14 protein-coding genes are annotated in these 15,188 nt (G+C 64.6%); 5 read left to right on the top strand and 9 right to left on the bottom strand.

What is annotated here, in order from left to right; all coding sequences use genetic code 11:
• Positions 1-144 precede the first annotated feature (144 nt).
• Complete coding sequence (locus tag AC25Y4_RS14470) at positions 145-429, top strand: transcriptional regulator (protein WP_488121120.1); 285 nt, start codon at positions 145-147, stop codon at positions 427-429.
• Between the two features lie 625 nt (positions 430-1,054).
• On the opposite strand, the gene AC25Y4_RS14465 is transcribed toward AC25Y4_RS14470, so the two are convergent.
• Positions 1,055-1,777 (bottom strand): NADPH-dependent F420 reductase, encoded by a 723-nt coding sequence (locus tag AC25Y4_RS14465; RefSeq protein ID WP_488121119.1) that lies wholly within the window; start codon positions 1,775-1,777, stop codon positions 1,055-1,057.
• On the opposite strand from AC25Y4_RS14465, the gene AC25Y4_RS14460 reads away from it, so the two are divergent.
• Entirely contained in the window at positions 1,758-2,009 is a 252-nt protein-coding gene (locus tag AC25Y4_RS14460; RefSeq protein WP_488121118.1) for an SbtR family transcriptional regulator, read from the top strand. The two genes, AC25Y4_RS14465 and AC25Y4_RS14460, sit on opposite strands and share 20 nt — an antisense overlap.
• Positions 2,010-2,303: 294 nt before the next feature.
• Positions 2,304-2,669, top strand: a complete 366-nt coding sequence (locus AC25Y4_RS14455) for an META domain-containing protein (RefSeq protein WP_488121117.1) — start codon at positions 2,304-2,306, stop codon at positions 2,667-2,669.
• 52 nt (positions 2,670-2,721) lie between these two features.
• On the opposite strand, the gene AC25Y4_RS14450 is transcribed toward AC25Y4_RS14455, so the two are convergent.
• Positions 2,722-3,387 carry a TetR/AcrR family transcriptional regulator gene (locus AC25Y4_RS14450; protein WP_488121116.1) on the bottom strand — a complete coding sequence of 222 codons (666 nt, stop codon included), beginning with the start codon at positions 3,385-3,387 and terminating at the stop codon, positions 2,722-2,724.
• Between the two features lie 99 nt (positions 3,388-3,486).
• Here AC25Y4_RS14450 and AC25Y4_RS14445 point away from each other — a divergent pair, with 99 nt between their 5' ends.
• Together AC25Y4_RS14445 and AC25Y4_RS14440 are read left to right on the top strand one after the other, a co-directional pair.
• Positions 3,487-4,398, top strand: a complete 912-nt coding sequence (locus AC25Y4_RS14445) for an SDR family NAD(P)-dependent oxidoreductase (protein WP_488121115.1) — start codon at positions 3,487-3,489, stop codon at positions 4,396-4,398.
• A 110-nt stretch (positions 4,399-4,508) separates the two neighbouring features.
• The gene (locus AC25Y4_RS14440; RefSeq protein WP_488121114.1) at positions 4,509-5,135 is read left to right on the top strand and encodes an N-acyl homoserine lactonase family protein; all 627 of its coding nucleotides are present in this window, start codon (positions 4,509-4,511) and stop codon (positions 5,133-5,135) included.
• 56 nt (positions 5,136-5,191) lie between these two features.
• Here AC25Y4_RS14440 and AC25Y4_RS14435 read toward each other — a convergent pair whose 3' ends face one another.
• The 7 genes from AC25Y4_RS14435 to AC25Y4_RS14405 form a co-directional block, all read right to left on the bottom strand.
• On the bottom strand, positions 5,192-6,592 hold the full coding sequence (locus AC25Y4_RS14435) for an FAD-dependent oxidoreductase (protein WP_488121113.1): 1,401 nt from the start codon (positions 6,590-6,592) through the stop codon (positions 5,192-5,194).
• A gap of 86 nt (positions 6,593-6,678) precedes the next feature.
• Positions 6,679-7,029 carry a metalloregulator ArsR/SmtB family transcription factor gene (locus AC25Y4_RS14430; RefSeq protein ID WP_488121112.1) on the bottom strand — a complete coding sequence of 117 codons (351 nt, stop codon included), beginning with the start codon at positions 7,027-7,029 and terminating at the stop codon, positions 6,679-6,681.
• A gap of 62 nt (positions 7,030-7,091) precedes the next feature.
• Positions 7,092-9,317, bottom strand: a complete 2,226-nt coding sequence (locus AC25Y4_RS14425; RefSeq protein WP_488121111.1) for a glycoside hydrolase family 3 C-terminal domain-containing protein — start codon at positions 9,315-9,317, stop codon at positions 7,092-7,094.
• Positions 9,314-11,965 carry a family 78 glycoside hydrolase catalytic domain gene (locus AC25Y4_RS14420; RefSeq protein WP_488121110.1) on the bottom strand — a complete coding sequence of 884 codons (2,652 nt, stop codon included), beginning with the start codon at positions 11,963-11,965 and terminating at the stop codon, positions 9,314-9,316. Before AC25Y4_RS14420 ends, AC25Y4_RS14425 begins: the two co-directional genes overlap by 4 nt.
• Before the next feature lie 2 nt (positions 11,966-11,967).
• Positions 11,968-12,852 (bottom strand): carbohydrate ABC transporter permease, encoded by an 885-nt coding sequence (locus AC25Y4_RS14415; RefSeq protein ID WP_488121109.1) that lies wholly within the window; start codon positions 12,850-12,852, stop codon positions 11,968-11,970.
• Between the two features lie 5 nt (positions 12,853-12,857).
• A complete protein-coding gene (locus AC25Y4_RS14410) occupies positions 12,858-13,742 on the bottom strand; it encodes a carbohydrate ABC transporter permease (RefSeq protein WP_488121108.1) in 885 nt (294 codons plus the stop codon).
• Positions 13,743-13,830: 88 nt separating this feature from the next.
• Positions 13,831-15,150, bottom strand: coding sequence for an ABC transporter substrate-binding protein (locus AC25Y4_RS14405; RefSeq protein ID WP_488121107.1), 1,320 nt, complete (start codon positions 15,148-15,150; stop codon positions 13,831-13,833).
• Positions 15,151-15,188 lie beyond the last annotated feature (38 nt).

Genomic DNA, 15,188 nt, shown 5'->3' with positions numbered 1-15,188 from the left:
GCCCCGTCGATGACTGGAGGCCTGACCGTCTTCAGGAATGGGCGTGGTCGACTACGCGATGATCATTGCGGGTGGATTCGTGCTCCTCGCCACGCTCATTCTTGTGCCCATGGCGGATCGAAAGCTCCGGGACGAGACCGCCTGATGCCCTCGCCGCAATTTGACGATCTGCTTCTCAGCCCAAAGCGGTTTCGGATCTGTGCGATTCTTCTGGCGGCCGATGAGGTTGCGTTCTCTCTGGTGCGCGAGGATCTCAAAGTGACTGATTCAGCACTCAGCAAGAACCTGCGGATTCTGCAGGAGCACGGCTACCTCGTGATCTCGAACACGACCAAGAACTCCAAGGCCGTCACGTGGCTTTCGCTCACGGCAGTTGGAAGAAATAGAATGTTGGAGCACGTTAGAGCCCTCTTGAGCTATCTTGGATGACGGTCGCCAGTGCCTTTCCTCCGCCAACGGATTCCGCTTTCGGGCAGCGCTGACATTCAAGCCCGCGCGGGTCACCCGCCACATTCCGATTCATATGTGGAGTGTCTCGAAACCTAAGTGTGTCGAATCACATGGGATACGAGACGCTGACTACTCGCTCTGAGCCAGGGCCAGCAATCGGGTTGGTGCTCAAAAATAGCGATCACTGAACGCCGCCGTAAAGCGCGGAAAGTCTCAGGTCGAAGACCTGCCGATTGCACCTAGCGTCCCCGCAACGGTCACCCGCACCAGGCGCAGGGATCCGGGCCCAGGCGCTGCGCGCCGTGCTCCACGTCGTCGCTCGGGCTGGGTTCTCCTGCGTCTCACCGGGCCGGCAGCACCCCTACGCCTCCGACCAAGCCGGGGTGCTACCTCGTGCCTGCCGGTGAGGCCCGAAGAACACGGGCACTCACCGGCCGACCGACGCGACCACGAGACGGCTCGTGTCTTCGAGCTTCGGTCGAGGGACATCGACGTGGCGGTCCGGGACCAGGTGAGCGGGATCGGGCTCGAATCCGCTCACCACGCGAGGCAGCGGTGCCCGCTCAACGTGCGAGTCTCCTCCACCGTGGATGGTCTGACTGTCTCAGGACTCCAATGAGGCCAGATAGCCGCCGGCGACGCCGCGCACGGCGGAGTCGGTGAGTTTCCTGATCTGGTCGGCGGGAACCGCGATGCCTGGGTTGTCGAGGGCCCAGCGGGGTGTGGCGTCCTTGGGGGGCTTGCCGGCGAAGTACGGCTGGACGTAGACCGGTCTGTTGGGTTCGCTGCGCCAGCTGTCCGCGAGGGTGCCGATGTACACGGCGTCGTAGCCCAGGGTGTCCAGCAGCGCGGTCACCCGCGTCTTGGCGACGGCGTCGTCGCCGGCGATGGGCAAGCCGCTGCGGTCGGGATCGCCTGCGGGCCGCCCCCGGCTGCCGAGGCTGATGTAGGCGATGCTGTTGAACGCCTTGACCAGGAGGGAGCCGGCCAGGTGCTGCTGCACCAGCTGGCTCGAGGTCAGCTCGTTCGAGTCGAGCACCGGGATCCTGCCGTCGCGTTGCGGGTAGTAGTTCGTCGCGTCTATCACGATCTTGCCCGCCAACGCCTCCGCCGGAAGCGACTCATAACCGTTGAGCGGGATGGCGACCACCACGATGCCCCCCTCCCGCGCGGCGTCCGCGGGGGTGCCGGCACGGGCGTGCTCACCGAGTTCTGCGACGAGTCCGGCGAGCGTGTCGGGGCCGCGGGAGTTGCTCAGCACGACGTCCAGTCCTGCAGCAACGGCCAGGCGGGCCACCGTCGTACCGATGATGCCGGCCCCGATCAATCCGAGTGTTTTGGTAGGCTCGCTCGTCAATCGCGCTCGTGACGCCGGCGCGATCCGCACCGACATCACCGGCACGGACGTGTTCCTGCTGATCTGCGCGCCCGTGCACACGACGGAGTTCCTTGCAGATCCTCCACCGGATGTCTGGCGACGTTACCTCGGCATCATCTTCGACGGGATGCGCCCGGAGGGGGCGACTCCGCTGCCACGGCCGGCACCCAGCTGGCCCTGACCTCCGTCACCCGAGTCCTCGCGTTCACCATTGATGAGCTGCCGTCGCTCTCGTCGAGGTGAGCGGCACCGCCGAAACCCAGCAGTTCGTCGCAGCCGCCGGAGGAACCTCCGCTTCCTTCACCGTGGACGGCACGGTCGCTGCCTGCGCGAGTGACTGCGATCGTAGGGCTTCGAGCCAGACGTCTGCGTTGGGCGCAGCAGACAGCCGACTCTTGACGAGGCGTCATCCCGTATGAAATCGACGACGCGAGGTCTCTTCCGTTCGACATGCGTCCGCCGCTAGGATCTGGCCATGACCGTCAAGACCGCTCGAATCGCCCTCGCCGTCACGGCCGCCTTGGCCATGATGACTCTCACTGGATGCGCTGCGTCCGGTTCAACATTCACTGGAACCTGGGGCGAGGATGCTGCCGGGGAGCCGTCGCTGACGATCGAAGCCGACGGGACGTTTTCCGGCACAGACGGATGCAACCCACTCACAGGCGAAGGCACCGTCTCTGGCGACACCTTCACGTTCGGCCCGTTCGCATCCACCCTGCAAGCCTGCGAAGGGGTTACCCCCTGGCTCAACCTTGCTTCCACCGCCGAGGTCGACGGCGACACCCTCACTGTCTACCGCACCGATGGTGAGGAAATCGGCAGCCTCGACAAGCGCTAGCTCTTCCATCGCCCTGCTGACCTGACGATTGCTTCGTCAGTGCCGATAAGGTTCAGCCGCGCGGCAGCACACCAACGAGCGCCGAGGTGAAGGAGAACCGCAAAGCGTCACGCAGCTCGAGGTTGAGCGCGCCGAGGGCGGGCTCGTCCGCATAGGCGGCGAGGAGGCTGGGCGGCGGCGGGACGTAGGCCGACAGGGCGCCAGCCGAGACGAGGCTCATCAGGCAGAACAGTTGCGCGCCGTCGCCGACCTCCGGCACATGGCGGCGCACGAGCTCGGTCATGACCGCGAGCTTGGCGAGGGAAGCCCGTTTGTGCCGTTTGACGACCTCAACCGAGACATTGTGCTCCAGAACGCCGCCCTGCGCGCCGAGAAGGTCGCAGAGCACCACTCGGCTCGCCAGCGACTGGCTGAGGATCTCAGCCAGCTGACGCGCCCGCACTTCCGGTGCCGCGTGTGGCTCGATGCCCGCGGCCAGCTCGTCCGCCAGCTCGGCGAGCCAGCTTCCCAGGAAGTCGTCCAGCAGTTCGAGCAGCACAGCCTCGCGCGACTCGAAGTACCGCAGCACGTTCGACTTGGCCAGGCCCACCCGCCGACTGAGTTCGTTGAGGCTCACCGCGGCCACGGGCATCTCGTCGAGCATGGCCGCTGCTGTGTCCAGGATCGCCCTGCGGCGGATCTCCCGCTGCTCCTCGCTTCGTGCGCGTTGGAATGTCACACCATGAGCCTAGCTTAAAGACCGCCGGTCCTTTGACATTAGACCGCTGGTCCCTTATGGTGAGGTCATAACAGACCGACAGTATTTTAGGAGAGCATCATGAGCAACGACTGGACAGAGCAACACATCCCCGATCAGCACGGCAGGGTGGCGATCGTGACCGGTGCCAACTCCGGGCTGGGCTTCGAGACCGCCCGCATGCTCGCCGAGCGCGGGGCGGCGGTGGTCCTGGCCGTTCGCGATGTCGAGAAGGGGAAGCAGGCAGCCGATCGCATTATCGGCGACGTCACCGTCCAGGCCCTCGATCTGAGCTCGCTCGACTCGATCCGATCCGCGGCGGCCGACCTCCGCGCCGCCCACCCGCGCATTGACCTTCTGGTCAACAACGCCGGCGTGATGTACACCCCGAAGCGAACAACGACCGACGGCTTCGAGCTGCAGTTCGGCACCAACCACCTCGGCCACTTCGCCCTCACCGGCCTGCTGCTCGACCGGCTCCTGCCCGTCCCCGGCTCCCGCGTCGTCACGGTCAGCAGTAACGGCCACCGCATCCGGGCCGCCATCCACTTCGACGACCTGCAGTGGGAGCGCTCGTACAGCCGCGCCGGCGCGTATGGCCAGGCCAAACTGGCCAACCTGATGTTCACGTACGAACTGCAGCGCCGGCTCGCGTCGCACGGCACGACAGTCGCGGTGGCCGCCCATCCCGGCGTGGCCAACACCGCCCTCACCCGCGATACACCCGCCGCGATCCGGGTGCCCCTCACCTGGTTCGCGCCGCTGCTCAGCCAGAAGCCCGAAATGGGCGCCTTGCCAACGGTGCGCGCCGCCACCGATCCGGAGGTCGTCGGCGGCCAGTACTACGGTCCAGCCCATGGGGGTCAGAACCGCGGATATCCGAAGGTGGTCACTTCCAGCGCCGACTCCCACGACCAGGAAATCCAGCAGCGCCTGTGGACTGTCTCCGAGGAGCTCACCGGCGTGACATTTCCCGTGGGGGCTAAGCGGTGACTCCTTAGTGGGCGGGCCAGCCGGACGATGCGGACGACTTCCGCGTTGCCGGCGAGTTCATCGGCGATGCCTCGCCTAGACATAAGCTGCAGTCAACATTGGAGGTCACAATGAACACCCCGGCCGCGATCACCATCACGCCAGTCCACGTTGCCGACCTGCTCGCTGAGGGCGAGCGGATGCCGGTGTACGTGCACGTTATCGACCATCCCGATGGGCGCGTACTGGTCGACACCGGCATGACGGCCCTGCACCCGGCGGTGGCCGACCTCGATCCCCTTCTGCATCCGCTAAGCGAGCAGCACGACTTCGACCTCGACGGCATCGATATCGTCGTCAACACCCACCTGCACTTCGACCACTGCGGCGGCAACCACCTCTTCGCCGGTAAACCGATCTATGTGCAGCGCAGGGAGCTCGACGACGCGCGCAGCGAGGACGACTACACGATTCGCGAGTGGGTCGATGCGCCCGGCGTGCAGTACGTGCCGGTCGATGGAGAGCGTGAGCTGCTTCCGGGGCTCCGGCTCATCCCTGCCCCTGGCCACACCCCAGGCACGCAGGTAGTCGTCGTCGAGACTGCGGGGCGCCCAATCGTCATCGGCGGTGACGTGGCGGTGTGGTTCGGCGAGCTCGACGAGCCGCACACCGAAGGCCAGCTGCTCGTGCGCGCTCTCGACCCCGAACTGGTTTGGCTCGCCCACGAGCCCGAGCCGTGGCGACCCCGATCCGCCTAGGCCATCACGCCGACACGGCTAGGCGCGGCTGCTTCGTCGCTCGATGAGGATCGCGTCTAGCCGCAGCAGCTTCCCTGAGCGGATGTCGATGACGGCGTTCCGCAGGATGCGCCCTCGTTCGTCGCCAGCAGCGGCAGAGTTCCATCGTCAGTCGGCGGGGCGGTCGAGCACACACCGGTTTCGGGGAGAACGAGCTGCACGATGCGGGCCGCCTCCGTGTTGCCGGCAAGCTCATCGGCGATGGAGCGCACCTGCTCGTATCCGGTCAGCAGCAGGAAGGTCGGCGCACGGCCGTAGCTCTTCATGCCCGCAATGAAGAAGTTCGGTTCGGGGTGCGCCAGCTCGTCGACGCCGTGTGGGTAAACGGTGCCGCAGCTGTGCAGGTTCGGGTCGATGAGGGAGGCCAGTCGCGTCGGCGCCTCCACGATGTCGTCGAGGCTCAGCCGCACCTCGCGCAGCATGTCGAGGTCGGGACGGAAGCCGGTGGCGTTGACCACGACATCCGCTTCAATCGACGTTGCCTCGCGACGCCTGCGCCCGACAACCGTCACGCGCCCGTCGCCGGTCGGCTGAACGTCGTCGATTTCGAACCGGTCGACGAGGGTGACCGTGCCGGCGCGAACCAGGTCGTGCACCGCTGTGCCCAGCTGGCCACGGGCGGCCAGCTCGTCGTTCTCCGAACCGTAGACGCGGACGGGGCTCACCGAGCGCACCACCCAGGTGATGGTCGTTTCCGGTACTTCGCCGGCGAGTTGGGCCAGCTTGAGGAGCGTGTTCGCCGCTGAGTGGCCTGCCCCGACAACGACCGCGTGCTTGCCGGCGAACTGCTCGCGGTCGGCGCCCAACACATCGGGCAGCGCGTGTGTGATGTGCGCGGCGACGTCCGCTGCGGCCGCAGGCTGCAACCCGCTGGACAGCACACCGTTCGGGGTCGAGTACGTTCCGGAGGCATCGATGACAGCGCGGGCCAGCTGCTCGGTCGTGCCCTCTGGGGTCTGCACGCGGAGCAGGAAGGGAGCGGATGCCCGGTTGTTCGAGCGGGTGCGGTCCATGCCCTGGCGGGAGACGGCCGTCACGGCGCTGTTGTAGCGGATGCGCGCGGCGAGTTCAGGGGTTTCCGCGAGCGGAAGCAGGTAGTTGGCGACCAGGTCGCGACCGAACGGGAGTCGCTTCGCGGGCGGAGCCTCCCAGCCAGCGTTGTCGAGCAGCCTCGCTGCCGCCTCGTCGACGAGCACCTCCCACGGGGAGAACAAGCGCGTGTGGCCCCAGGCTTGCACCGCAGCACCGGCCGACGCGCCCGACTCAAAGACGACGACGTCAAGGCCACGCTCGATGAGCTGCGCAGCGGCAGCCAGACCAATGGGCCCAGCGCCGATGACGGCGACGGGGAGCCCAGTGAGGCGGTCGAAGGACGACGGCGTCGGCGCTGTCGTGAGTGGAAGCTCGGTGATGGTCATGCGGGTACTCCTCGAAACTGGTTTGTACGGATGCTGGCTAAAGCGGATGCCGGCGAAGCGGATGCCGGTCGGCGGGCGGCAAGCGCCTAGATCGTGATGAGCAGGCGACTGATGGAGTCGAGTGCCCCAGGCACGAGACGGTAGTACGCCCAGAGCCCTCGTTTGGAGCGGGTCAGGAAGCCGGCATCCACCAGGATTTTGAGGTGGTGCGACACCGTCGGCTGCGACAACCCGAGCGGCTCCGTGAGGTCGCAGACGCACGCCTCGCCATCTTCGTGCGCAGCGACCATCGAGACAAGTCGGAGCCTGGCCGGGTCAGCCAACGCCTTCAGCGACCCGGCCAGTGCGTCAGCGTTCTCAGCGCTCAGTGCCTCGCGAGTCAGCGGTTCGCAGCAGGCGGTCACGTCAGTCACGGGCAGCAAGTCGGTCAACGTCATACGACCATCCTGCCTCACTATATTGACAAACGTCAATGTAGTGCCGCGGATTTAAGAAGCGATCAAGAAGCGTTGTCGCGAAGGCCTACAAGTACTTCGTGGAGGATCCCGATGGTGAGAGCGTTGCCCGCATCGACGGACAAACGGTGGACCGGCATCCCGCCGATCATGGTCAGCGCCATTGGATTGGTCAGCAGCCCGACTGTCTGGCCTGACGGTTCAACCTCGAGAAGGCGGCGCGTCAGGTCGGGCCCTGCTTCCGGGTGGGACATCCATTCCGCGAGCGTTGCGTCGATGCTGAGGGCCGGCAGCCTTGTCACATTCGACTCGATGTCCACCGCAACCACGCAGCGGATGTCGCGTGACGAACAACCGATGGCGACCGTCCACTCCCCCGCGTCGAAGGCCCAGTCTCGAATCGACTCGTCGTACCGGGCGAACGCACGTCTGGGAATACGGATCGTGACGGTTGCGGACGCCCCGGGCCGGAGGTGCACCTTGCTGAATCCCCCGAGGGTGTGCGCCGGGCGCTTCACCTCTGTGGAGGGAGGTCGAAGGTACACCTGCACCGTCTCGGCCCCCTCAACGTCACCGCTGTTGGAGACGAGTGCTGATGCGAGGAGTACGTCGCCATCCCAGCGCACTGACGGTTCAGTCATGACGAAGGTGGTGTAGCTGAGTCCATGTCCGAAGGCATAGCCGACGGGCGCCGCGACGGAGTCGAAGTACCGGTATCCGACGAAGACGCCCTCCCCGTAGTAGCTCTTGCCGCCTTCTCCGGGGAAGGAGATGGCGGAAGGGTGGGACGCGAGTGACACGGGAATTGTCTCCGCGAGCTTTCCAGACGGGCTGCACACCCCGAAGAGCGCGTCAGCGAGTGCTTGAGGTCCGGCCTGGCCCGGCAGGCCGACGGTGAGGATGGCATGTGCCAGCTCTGACCACTCCGTTGAGAGCACTCCCCCGCTGTTCAAGACCACGACGAGATTGGCGGCAACGTCGGCAACTGCGTTGAGGATCGAGATCTGGGCGTCGGGCAACTGGATGCCGGTGCGGTCGTATCCCTCCGACTCGGCGTCGGCCGGCAAGCCCAGCACGAGAATCGTCGTCTCGGCGGCGCGGGCGGCCTCGACGGCTTCGGCCGTCAGATCATCGTCGGTAGTTCCCGCGTCGAGGTCGTATGCGCGGGCATACCGCGCTGACGGGTTGACTGCGTGGACCGCGGACAGCAACGAACTCGCCGTCCGCGCATTCACGGCGGAGCTGCCCCCGCCCTGGATGCGGAGGCGGTCTGCGAGCTCTCCGATCAGGGCAATCGATCCGCCGGCGGCAACGGGGAGCGCGCGGTCGTCGTTCTTGAGGAGGACGATTGACTCCCGGGCTGCGTCCAACGCGAGCGAATCGTGGTGGAACTGATCGACCACGCTATCGATGGTTTCAGTGTGTGCGCGACGAGCCAGCGCCACCAGACGGTCGGCTGATGCTCGCACTGCGTCCTGCGAGAGCACGCCGCGTCGAACCGCCTCCTCGATCTGACGATCGGAGGCGCCGGAGGTCGACGGCATCTCCAGGTCGAGGCCAGCGGCGAGGGACTTCACTCGATCATCGACTGCCCCCCAGTCGGACACGACGACGCCGTCGAACCCCCAGCTGTCCCGAAGCGTTTCGGTCAGGAGCCACGGGTTCTCTGCGGCGTAGACGCCGTTGATGCGGTTGTAGGACGCCATCACCATCCACGGCTGTGTGTCCGTGACCACCTGCTCGAACCCCGCGAGGTAGATCTCGTGCAGCGCGCGATCGGAGACCTCTGCGCTGACGCGCATTCGATCGGTCTCCTGGTTGTTCACAGCGAAGTGCTTGATGCAGGCTCCGACGCCTGCAGACTGCACACCACGCACGAAGGCGCTTGCAGCAGCGCCGGTCACGAGCGGGTCTTCGGAGTAATACTCGAAGTTCCGACCCCCGAGCGGCGAGCGCTTGATGTTCATCCCTGGCCCAAGGAGGACCTGCGCTCCAGCCGCGCGCGCCTCGAGGCCGATTGCACGACCGACGTGTTCGATGAGTTCGCTGTTCCACGTCGATGCGAGATTCGTCGCCGTCGGAAAGCACGTGGCCGGCACCTTCCCCGACCAGTCCGCCAGATTCATGGCGACGCCGTGAGGCCCGTCGGTCATGACGACAGAACGGATGCCGTGATCCGGCAGCGCCTTCGTCGAAGCGAAATCGGCTCCAGACAGGAGCGATGTCATCACGTCGAGTGGGAGCGCCTGCGTGGCCGTCTCGGCATTCATGACGCAATCCCCAACTCGATCATCTGCCTGCGCTCGTCTGGATTGTGGATGTTCCATCGCCGCGGCGCCGAGGGGTCGTCCTCGGCACTGCGCATTGAGGCGGTGAACGTGTGGTGACCCGCCTGCACGACTCGGACGTCGGCGCCGGGGAGCACGACGTCAGCTGTCACGCCGGGCGGGAGGGTGACGTGAACGGTGAGTAGCCCGTCTTCGCGTGTCCATCGCGTGGAGATCAGGCCGTATGCGCTCAGGTGCTCTGCAGAAGCATGGGTCAACTTCCCGCCAGGCTGTGGGGCAATTCGAACCCGGCGATATCCGGGTTCGACGGGTTCAAGCCCACCGATTCGGCGGTGCATGAAGTCGGCAACGGCCCCGAGGGCGTAGTGGTTGAACGACGTCATCTCACCTGGATTCAACGTTCCGTCTGGTCGCATGCTGTCCCAGCGTTCCCAGACCGTTGTTGCCCCCATTGTCACGGCGTACAACCAGGACGGCGCCTTCGTCTGGAGGAGGAGATGGTACGCGTCATCCATGTGCCCGGTCTGGGCGAGAGCATCGCACACGATCGGCGTGCCCACGAAGCCGGTCTGGATGAGGTATCCGCCGTTCTGCACCAACTCAGCCAACCGCCGTCCGGCCGACTCGCGCTGTTCGTCGTTCGCCAGCAGATCAAACGCGATGGCGATGGCGAGACTGGTCACGGTGTCGCTCACGACTCGACCCAGTGGGGCGACGTAGACCTGTTGAAAGGCCAGCTTCGCGCGTGCCGCGATGTCCGCATACCGCTGCTGACCAACCGTGTCTCCCAGAACCCCGGCAGCCTCGGCGACGATCGCCGCGGAGCGGGCGTAGTGCGCAGTCGCTACCAGGTAAGCATCGGTCGCGGAATCTCCGGGGCGATCCGGCGGGGCAGCAGGGTCCAGCCAGTCTCCCAGCTGGAATCCGGTGCCCCACAGGCCGGACGGATCGGCGAGCCCGGTCACCTGATCCACCCACGCGCTCATGCTCGCGAACTGATCGCTCAGCAGGTCACGATCACCGGTGCGCTGGTAAAGAACCCAGGGCACGATGACGGCAGCATCGCCCCACGCCGCGGAGGGGTCTTTCGGGAAGCCGCAGTCGATCCACGGGTGGAAGTTGAGGACCGACCCGTGTTCTTTCTGTTCGGCAGCCAAGTCCCTGAGCCAGTTGGTCAGCAATCCGATGCTGTCGTAGAGATAGGCCGCGGTTGGCGCGAAGACTTGGATGTCGCCGCTCCAGCCGAGCCGTTCGTCACGCTGCGGACAGTCCGTCGGCAGGTCAACGAAGTTGTCGCGCATGCTCCACACGACGTTTTCGTGGAAGCGATCGAGCATCGCGTTCGAGCTGGAGAACCAGCCGGTGCGCTGCATGTCGGAGTGGACGACCGATGCGTAGATCGCATCCGTGCCCTGGTCCTCCGGCCAACCAACGATCTCGGCGTAACGGAAACCATGCAGCGTGAACCGCGGCGTCCATCGTTCACCCGCTTCCCCGGCGGAGGTGTAGCTGTCCACCGACGTAGCTGTGCGAAGCGGGCGGACGGCGAGCTCATCGTGCTCCAGCACTTCGGCATGGTGCAGTTCGATCCGGTGCCCGGCTGGCGCCGTGACGTCGAAGCCGATCTTGCCGGAGATGTTCTGTCCGAAATCCAGTCGAAGCCTGCCGTTGGGACGACGTTCAATCGAGATCGGGGCCAGGATCTCAGTCACCCGCACGGGTGGGCCGGTTGGTGCTTCCAAACGGTGGGGGAACTCATCGCGCTTCAGTGTGGTCGTACCGTTCCATTCGCCCGCGACAGACCCTCCCGTCGACCAGCCTGCGATGGCGAGGCGCTGGTCGTGCTGCTCCCCTTCGTAGAGGCCCGTCGCCGTGATGGGACTCTCGGTCCACGACCACGAGAGAGGAACTACTCGGGTTCCGTCGTCGTCAGAGATCTCAAGCTGCAGGAGCAACGCGACGTCGGTTCCGTAGTTGTCCCAGAGACCGCCGTTGAATCCCAGACGGCCTCGGTACCAGCCGTCGGCGAGCCACACGCCCAGTGCGTTGGGCCCGGCCTGGATCATGTCGGTGACATCTATGGTGCGGTACCGAAGCCGATGCGAGTAGCTTGACCAGCCCGGAGAGAGGATGTCGGTGGCCGGGTGGCCGTTGACCTCCAGGTCGAAGACTCCGTGCGCTGTCGCATAAACGCGCGCGGCCGTGATCGCTCCCTTCACCTCGAACTCGGAGCGAAGGAGGAACGCCGGCCGGGCCTCGTCATGCGGAGATCGAATGGCTGGGGAGACGAAGTCGACGCTCCAGTCAGACGGGGAGAGGAGTCCGGCTTCGATGCGCAGGGATGGTGTCCACTCCGTGACGCTGCCATCGTCGAGCCTCGCGCGAACGCGGACCTCAGCGATTTCTCGGGAAACCAGGGGCTCGCCCACCCACGGCACGAGGACGCTCAGGTCGCTGAGAACCCTGGTAGAGAGTGGATCCCCGGCGGAACGAACGATCTCAATGTCGAACCCGCTTTGGGAGACACCGTTCGGTGCGTCGGTGATGGTCCAGCTCAGTCGGGGCAGAGCGGTGCCGACTCCGAGTCCGTTTTCAAGGTGCTCGACCCGCAGGTCAGATGTGAATGTCATGGTCAGCCCTTCACCGATCCAGCGGTCAGGCCCTTCATGACCCGCTGGTTGAGGAAGAGGTAGATCACGAGGGTGCCAAACACATTGACGCAGATCGCCGCGAAGGTCGGTCCGTACTGGACCTGCCCGAACTGGCCGGTGAAGTTCAGCAGTCCGACCTGGATGGTGCGGAGGTCATCTCGGTTGGTGAAGGTGAGCGCGATGAGGAGGTCGTTCCAGATGAAGAAGAACTGGACGAGGGCGACGGTGAAGATGGCGTTTTTGACGAGGGGGAACCCGATGGACAGGAAGCTGCGGAAGATGCTTGCCCCGTCGAGAGTAGCCGCTTCGAAAATCTCGCGTGGCACGCCTCGGAAGTACGTCGCCATCATGAAGACAGTGAGCGGCAGACCGATCGCTGTGTACGTGATGATCAGGGGCCAGAGCGATCCCGTGAGGCCGGTCTGGAAGTAGATCGTGAAGAGCGGAAGGAGGATCATCTGTCCAGGCACCATGATGCCGGCGAGGAACAAGAGCAGCACCGTTCCACGGCCTTTCCACACCATCACCTCGAGGGCGAAGCCTGCGGCCACCCCGAACACGATGGTGAAGAACAGCGCGGGAATGGTCGCGAGGATGCTGTTGCGGATGTAGGTGCCGAGGTTGCCGGTGGTGAACGCCTCGATGTAGTTGTCGAAGTTCGTCCAACTCTCCGGGAATGCCCAGGACGGGCTCGTGAGGAACTCGCTTTGAGACTTGAACGATCCCATAAGCAGCCAGAACAACGGATAGACCACGATGACGAGGAGCACGGCGACCAGGAGCCAGCCGGGGATGCGCCGCACGGTGCGACCCAATGCCTCGCGGCGTCGAATCGAGGTCACAGTTGAGGAAGTGGCTCTGGACATCGTCGTCAGCCTTTCGTGAGGTCGTTGCGCGACGAGCGGAAGATGAACAACGTGACGATGAGGCAGAGCATCGTGAGGAGAAGTGCAATGGAGCTGCCGTAGCCGTACTCGCCATAGGTGAAGGACGTCTGGTACATGTACAGCGTCAGCGGCGTTGTCGTATTACCCGGCCCGCCGTTCGTCAGGGCGAGAACGGAGTCGAACACTTTCAGGGTGCCGTTGACACTGAAGATGATCGAGGAGAGCAACACAGGCAGAGAAAGTGGAATCACGATATGGCGAACGAGTCGCCATCCCGCGGCGCCGTCGAGTCGAGCGGATTCGAAGAGGTCCTCTGGGATGTCGACGAGGCCGGCGTAGAGGAGCACTGCGTAGAAGCCCATTGACCGCCAGATGTCCATGATGATGATCACCCAGAAGGCGCTGCCGGCTGTCGAGAACCAGTCAACGGAGGGAATGCCGACCAGGTTGAGTGCCGAGTTGACCAGGCCATTTTGGGGCGCGTATTCGAACAGCTTCTGGAACAACAGTGCGACTGCGACGGTGGGAAGCACCACAGGGAAGAACACCAGGGTGCGGATGAGTCCCGATGCCTTCTTCAGCCAGAAGATGTACGCAAGTGAGAGCACGTAGCCGAAGGCCACCTGTCCGATGGTCAGCACGATGGCGTACTTCACGGTGAAGAGGAGGGCGTCGCCCACCTTGGGGTCGGTGAAGAGCGCAGCAAGATTGTCGAGGCCGACGAAGGTGAACCCGGTGATGGGGTTGCCTTCGAATACCGTGTAGCCCAGCGACCAGAGGATGGGCACGAGCATGACGAGTGTGTAGACGAGGAGTGCGGGGCCCAGGAGTATGGTGACGGCCCGCCAGTCACCGAGAACGCGATTCACGACATTGGTCTTTCGTTGTTGCAGCGGAACGCGGGCGCGCTGCAGGGTGGGAGTTCCACCCCGCAGCGCTCACGCGTCATTTCTGGTGTCAGTTGCCGAGGTCGGCTTGGACCATTTCCATGAACTTCTCCGGAGCGATCGCACCGGTTACGAGCTGAGATGCGTTCGTCTGGCTGGTGGTGGCCGCCTTCGCGTTGAAGAGGGCTTCGAACCAGAGCACGCTCTGCGTGGTGTTGTCGATCTGCTCCTGCACGGTCTTCGTGAGCGGTGGCAGGTCTTCGACCGGCGTGTTGACCTTGAAGCCGGTGATGACTCCCTGGTTCTTCAGAGAGCTTGAGCCGAAGTTGTCTGCGATGCAGCCAACCCACTTCGCCACGTCATCGGTGTAGCTCGCTTGTGAGAGCGCCAACGGCACGCCAACGTTGGCAGCGAGCTGGTCGATCGATCCCTTGCCGCCCGTGACCTCGGGGAACGGCATGAAGCCGATGTTGTCTGCGCCGATCACGTTCTGGGCGGGGTCTGCGTAGTTGCCGAGGATCCAGCTGCCCATGTAGAACATGGCCGCATCCCCAGAGAGGAATTGCGTAACCGCGGTCGTGTAGTCGATCGAGCCGACGGACGGCCCGAAGTACCCCTTCTCGCCGAGCTTCGCGACCTCGTCGGCCGCCTTGACGTACTCGGGGTCGGTGAGCTTCGCGTCTCCGTCAGCCACCTTCTGGAGGGCGTCGGGTCCGAGGTCGCGGAAAATGTAGTTTCCGACGAGACGGGTCAGAGGCCATCCGTCCTTGCCGTCGGCGGAGAACGGCGTCACGCCGGCCGTGTTGAGCGTGTCTGCAGCCGCGGTCAGCTCGTCCCAGGTTGCCGGAACATCGATGCCGTTGTCAGCGAAGATCTTCTTGTTGTACCAGATGCCTTCGACGTTGAATTCAGTCGGGAGGACGTACTGGTCGCCGTCGTACAGCGCGTCGATGGTCGACTTCGCGGCAGGGATGATGTCGTCGCTCTTATCGAGCTCCTTGAGTGCCGCTTCGATATCGACGAGCTTCCCACCCTTGTTGAGGTCTTTCGCGACCTGGGGCGTGTTTCCGCTGGCCATCAGTACGGGCAGAGCGTTCTGGCCGGCAAGTAGCTGCAGCTGCTGGTCGTAGCTTGCCTGCGGCTGGGTCGTCACCTTCAGAGGAAGGGCGTCGTTCTCTGCGGAGCACTCATCGGTGCTGAGGGCGGTCAGGGTGTCCTTGATAGATGTGTTCTCCGCGAAGGACAGGTAGGTGAAGTCCTCTGGTGCGGTAGTGGATCCGCCACCGCTACCACCGGCGCTGCAGCCGGTGATGAGAAGTGCGCTCGCTCCGACAATGGTCACAAGCGGCACCAAGCGACGCACACCACGCTGTGTGAAGGGTGAAGGCAATGTTTTCTCCTTTGAATGTAGGCCTCGTTTGAAGCGCT

Source organism: Leifsonia sp. Y878, assembly GCF_057669685.1.
This window is presented reverse-complemented; position numbering and strand designations above follow the sequence as displayed.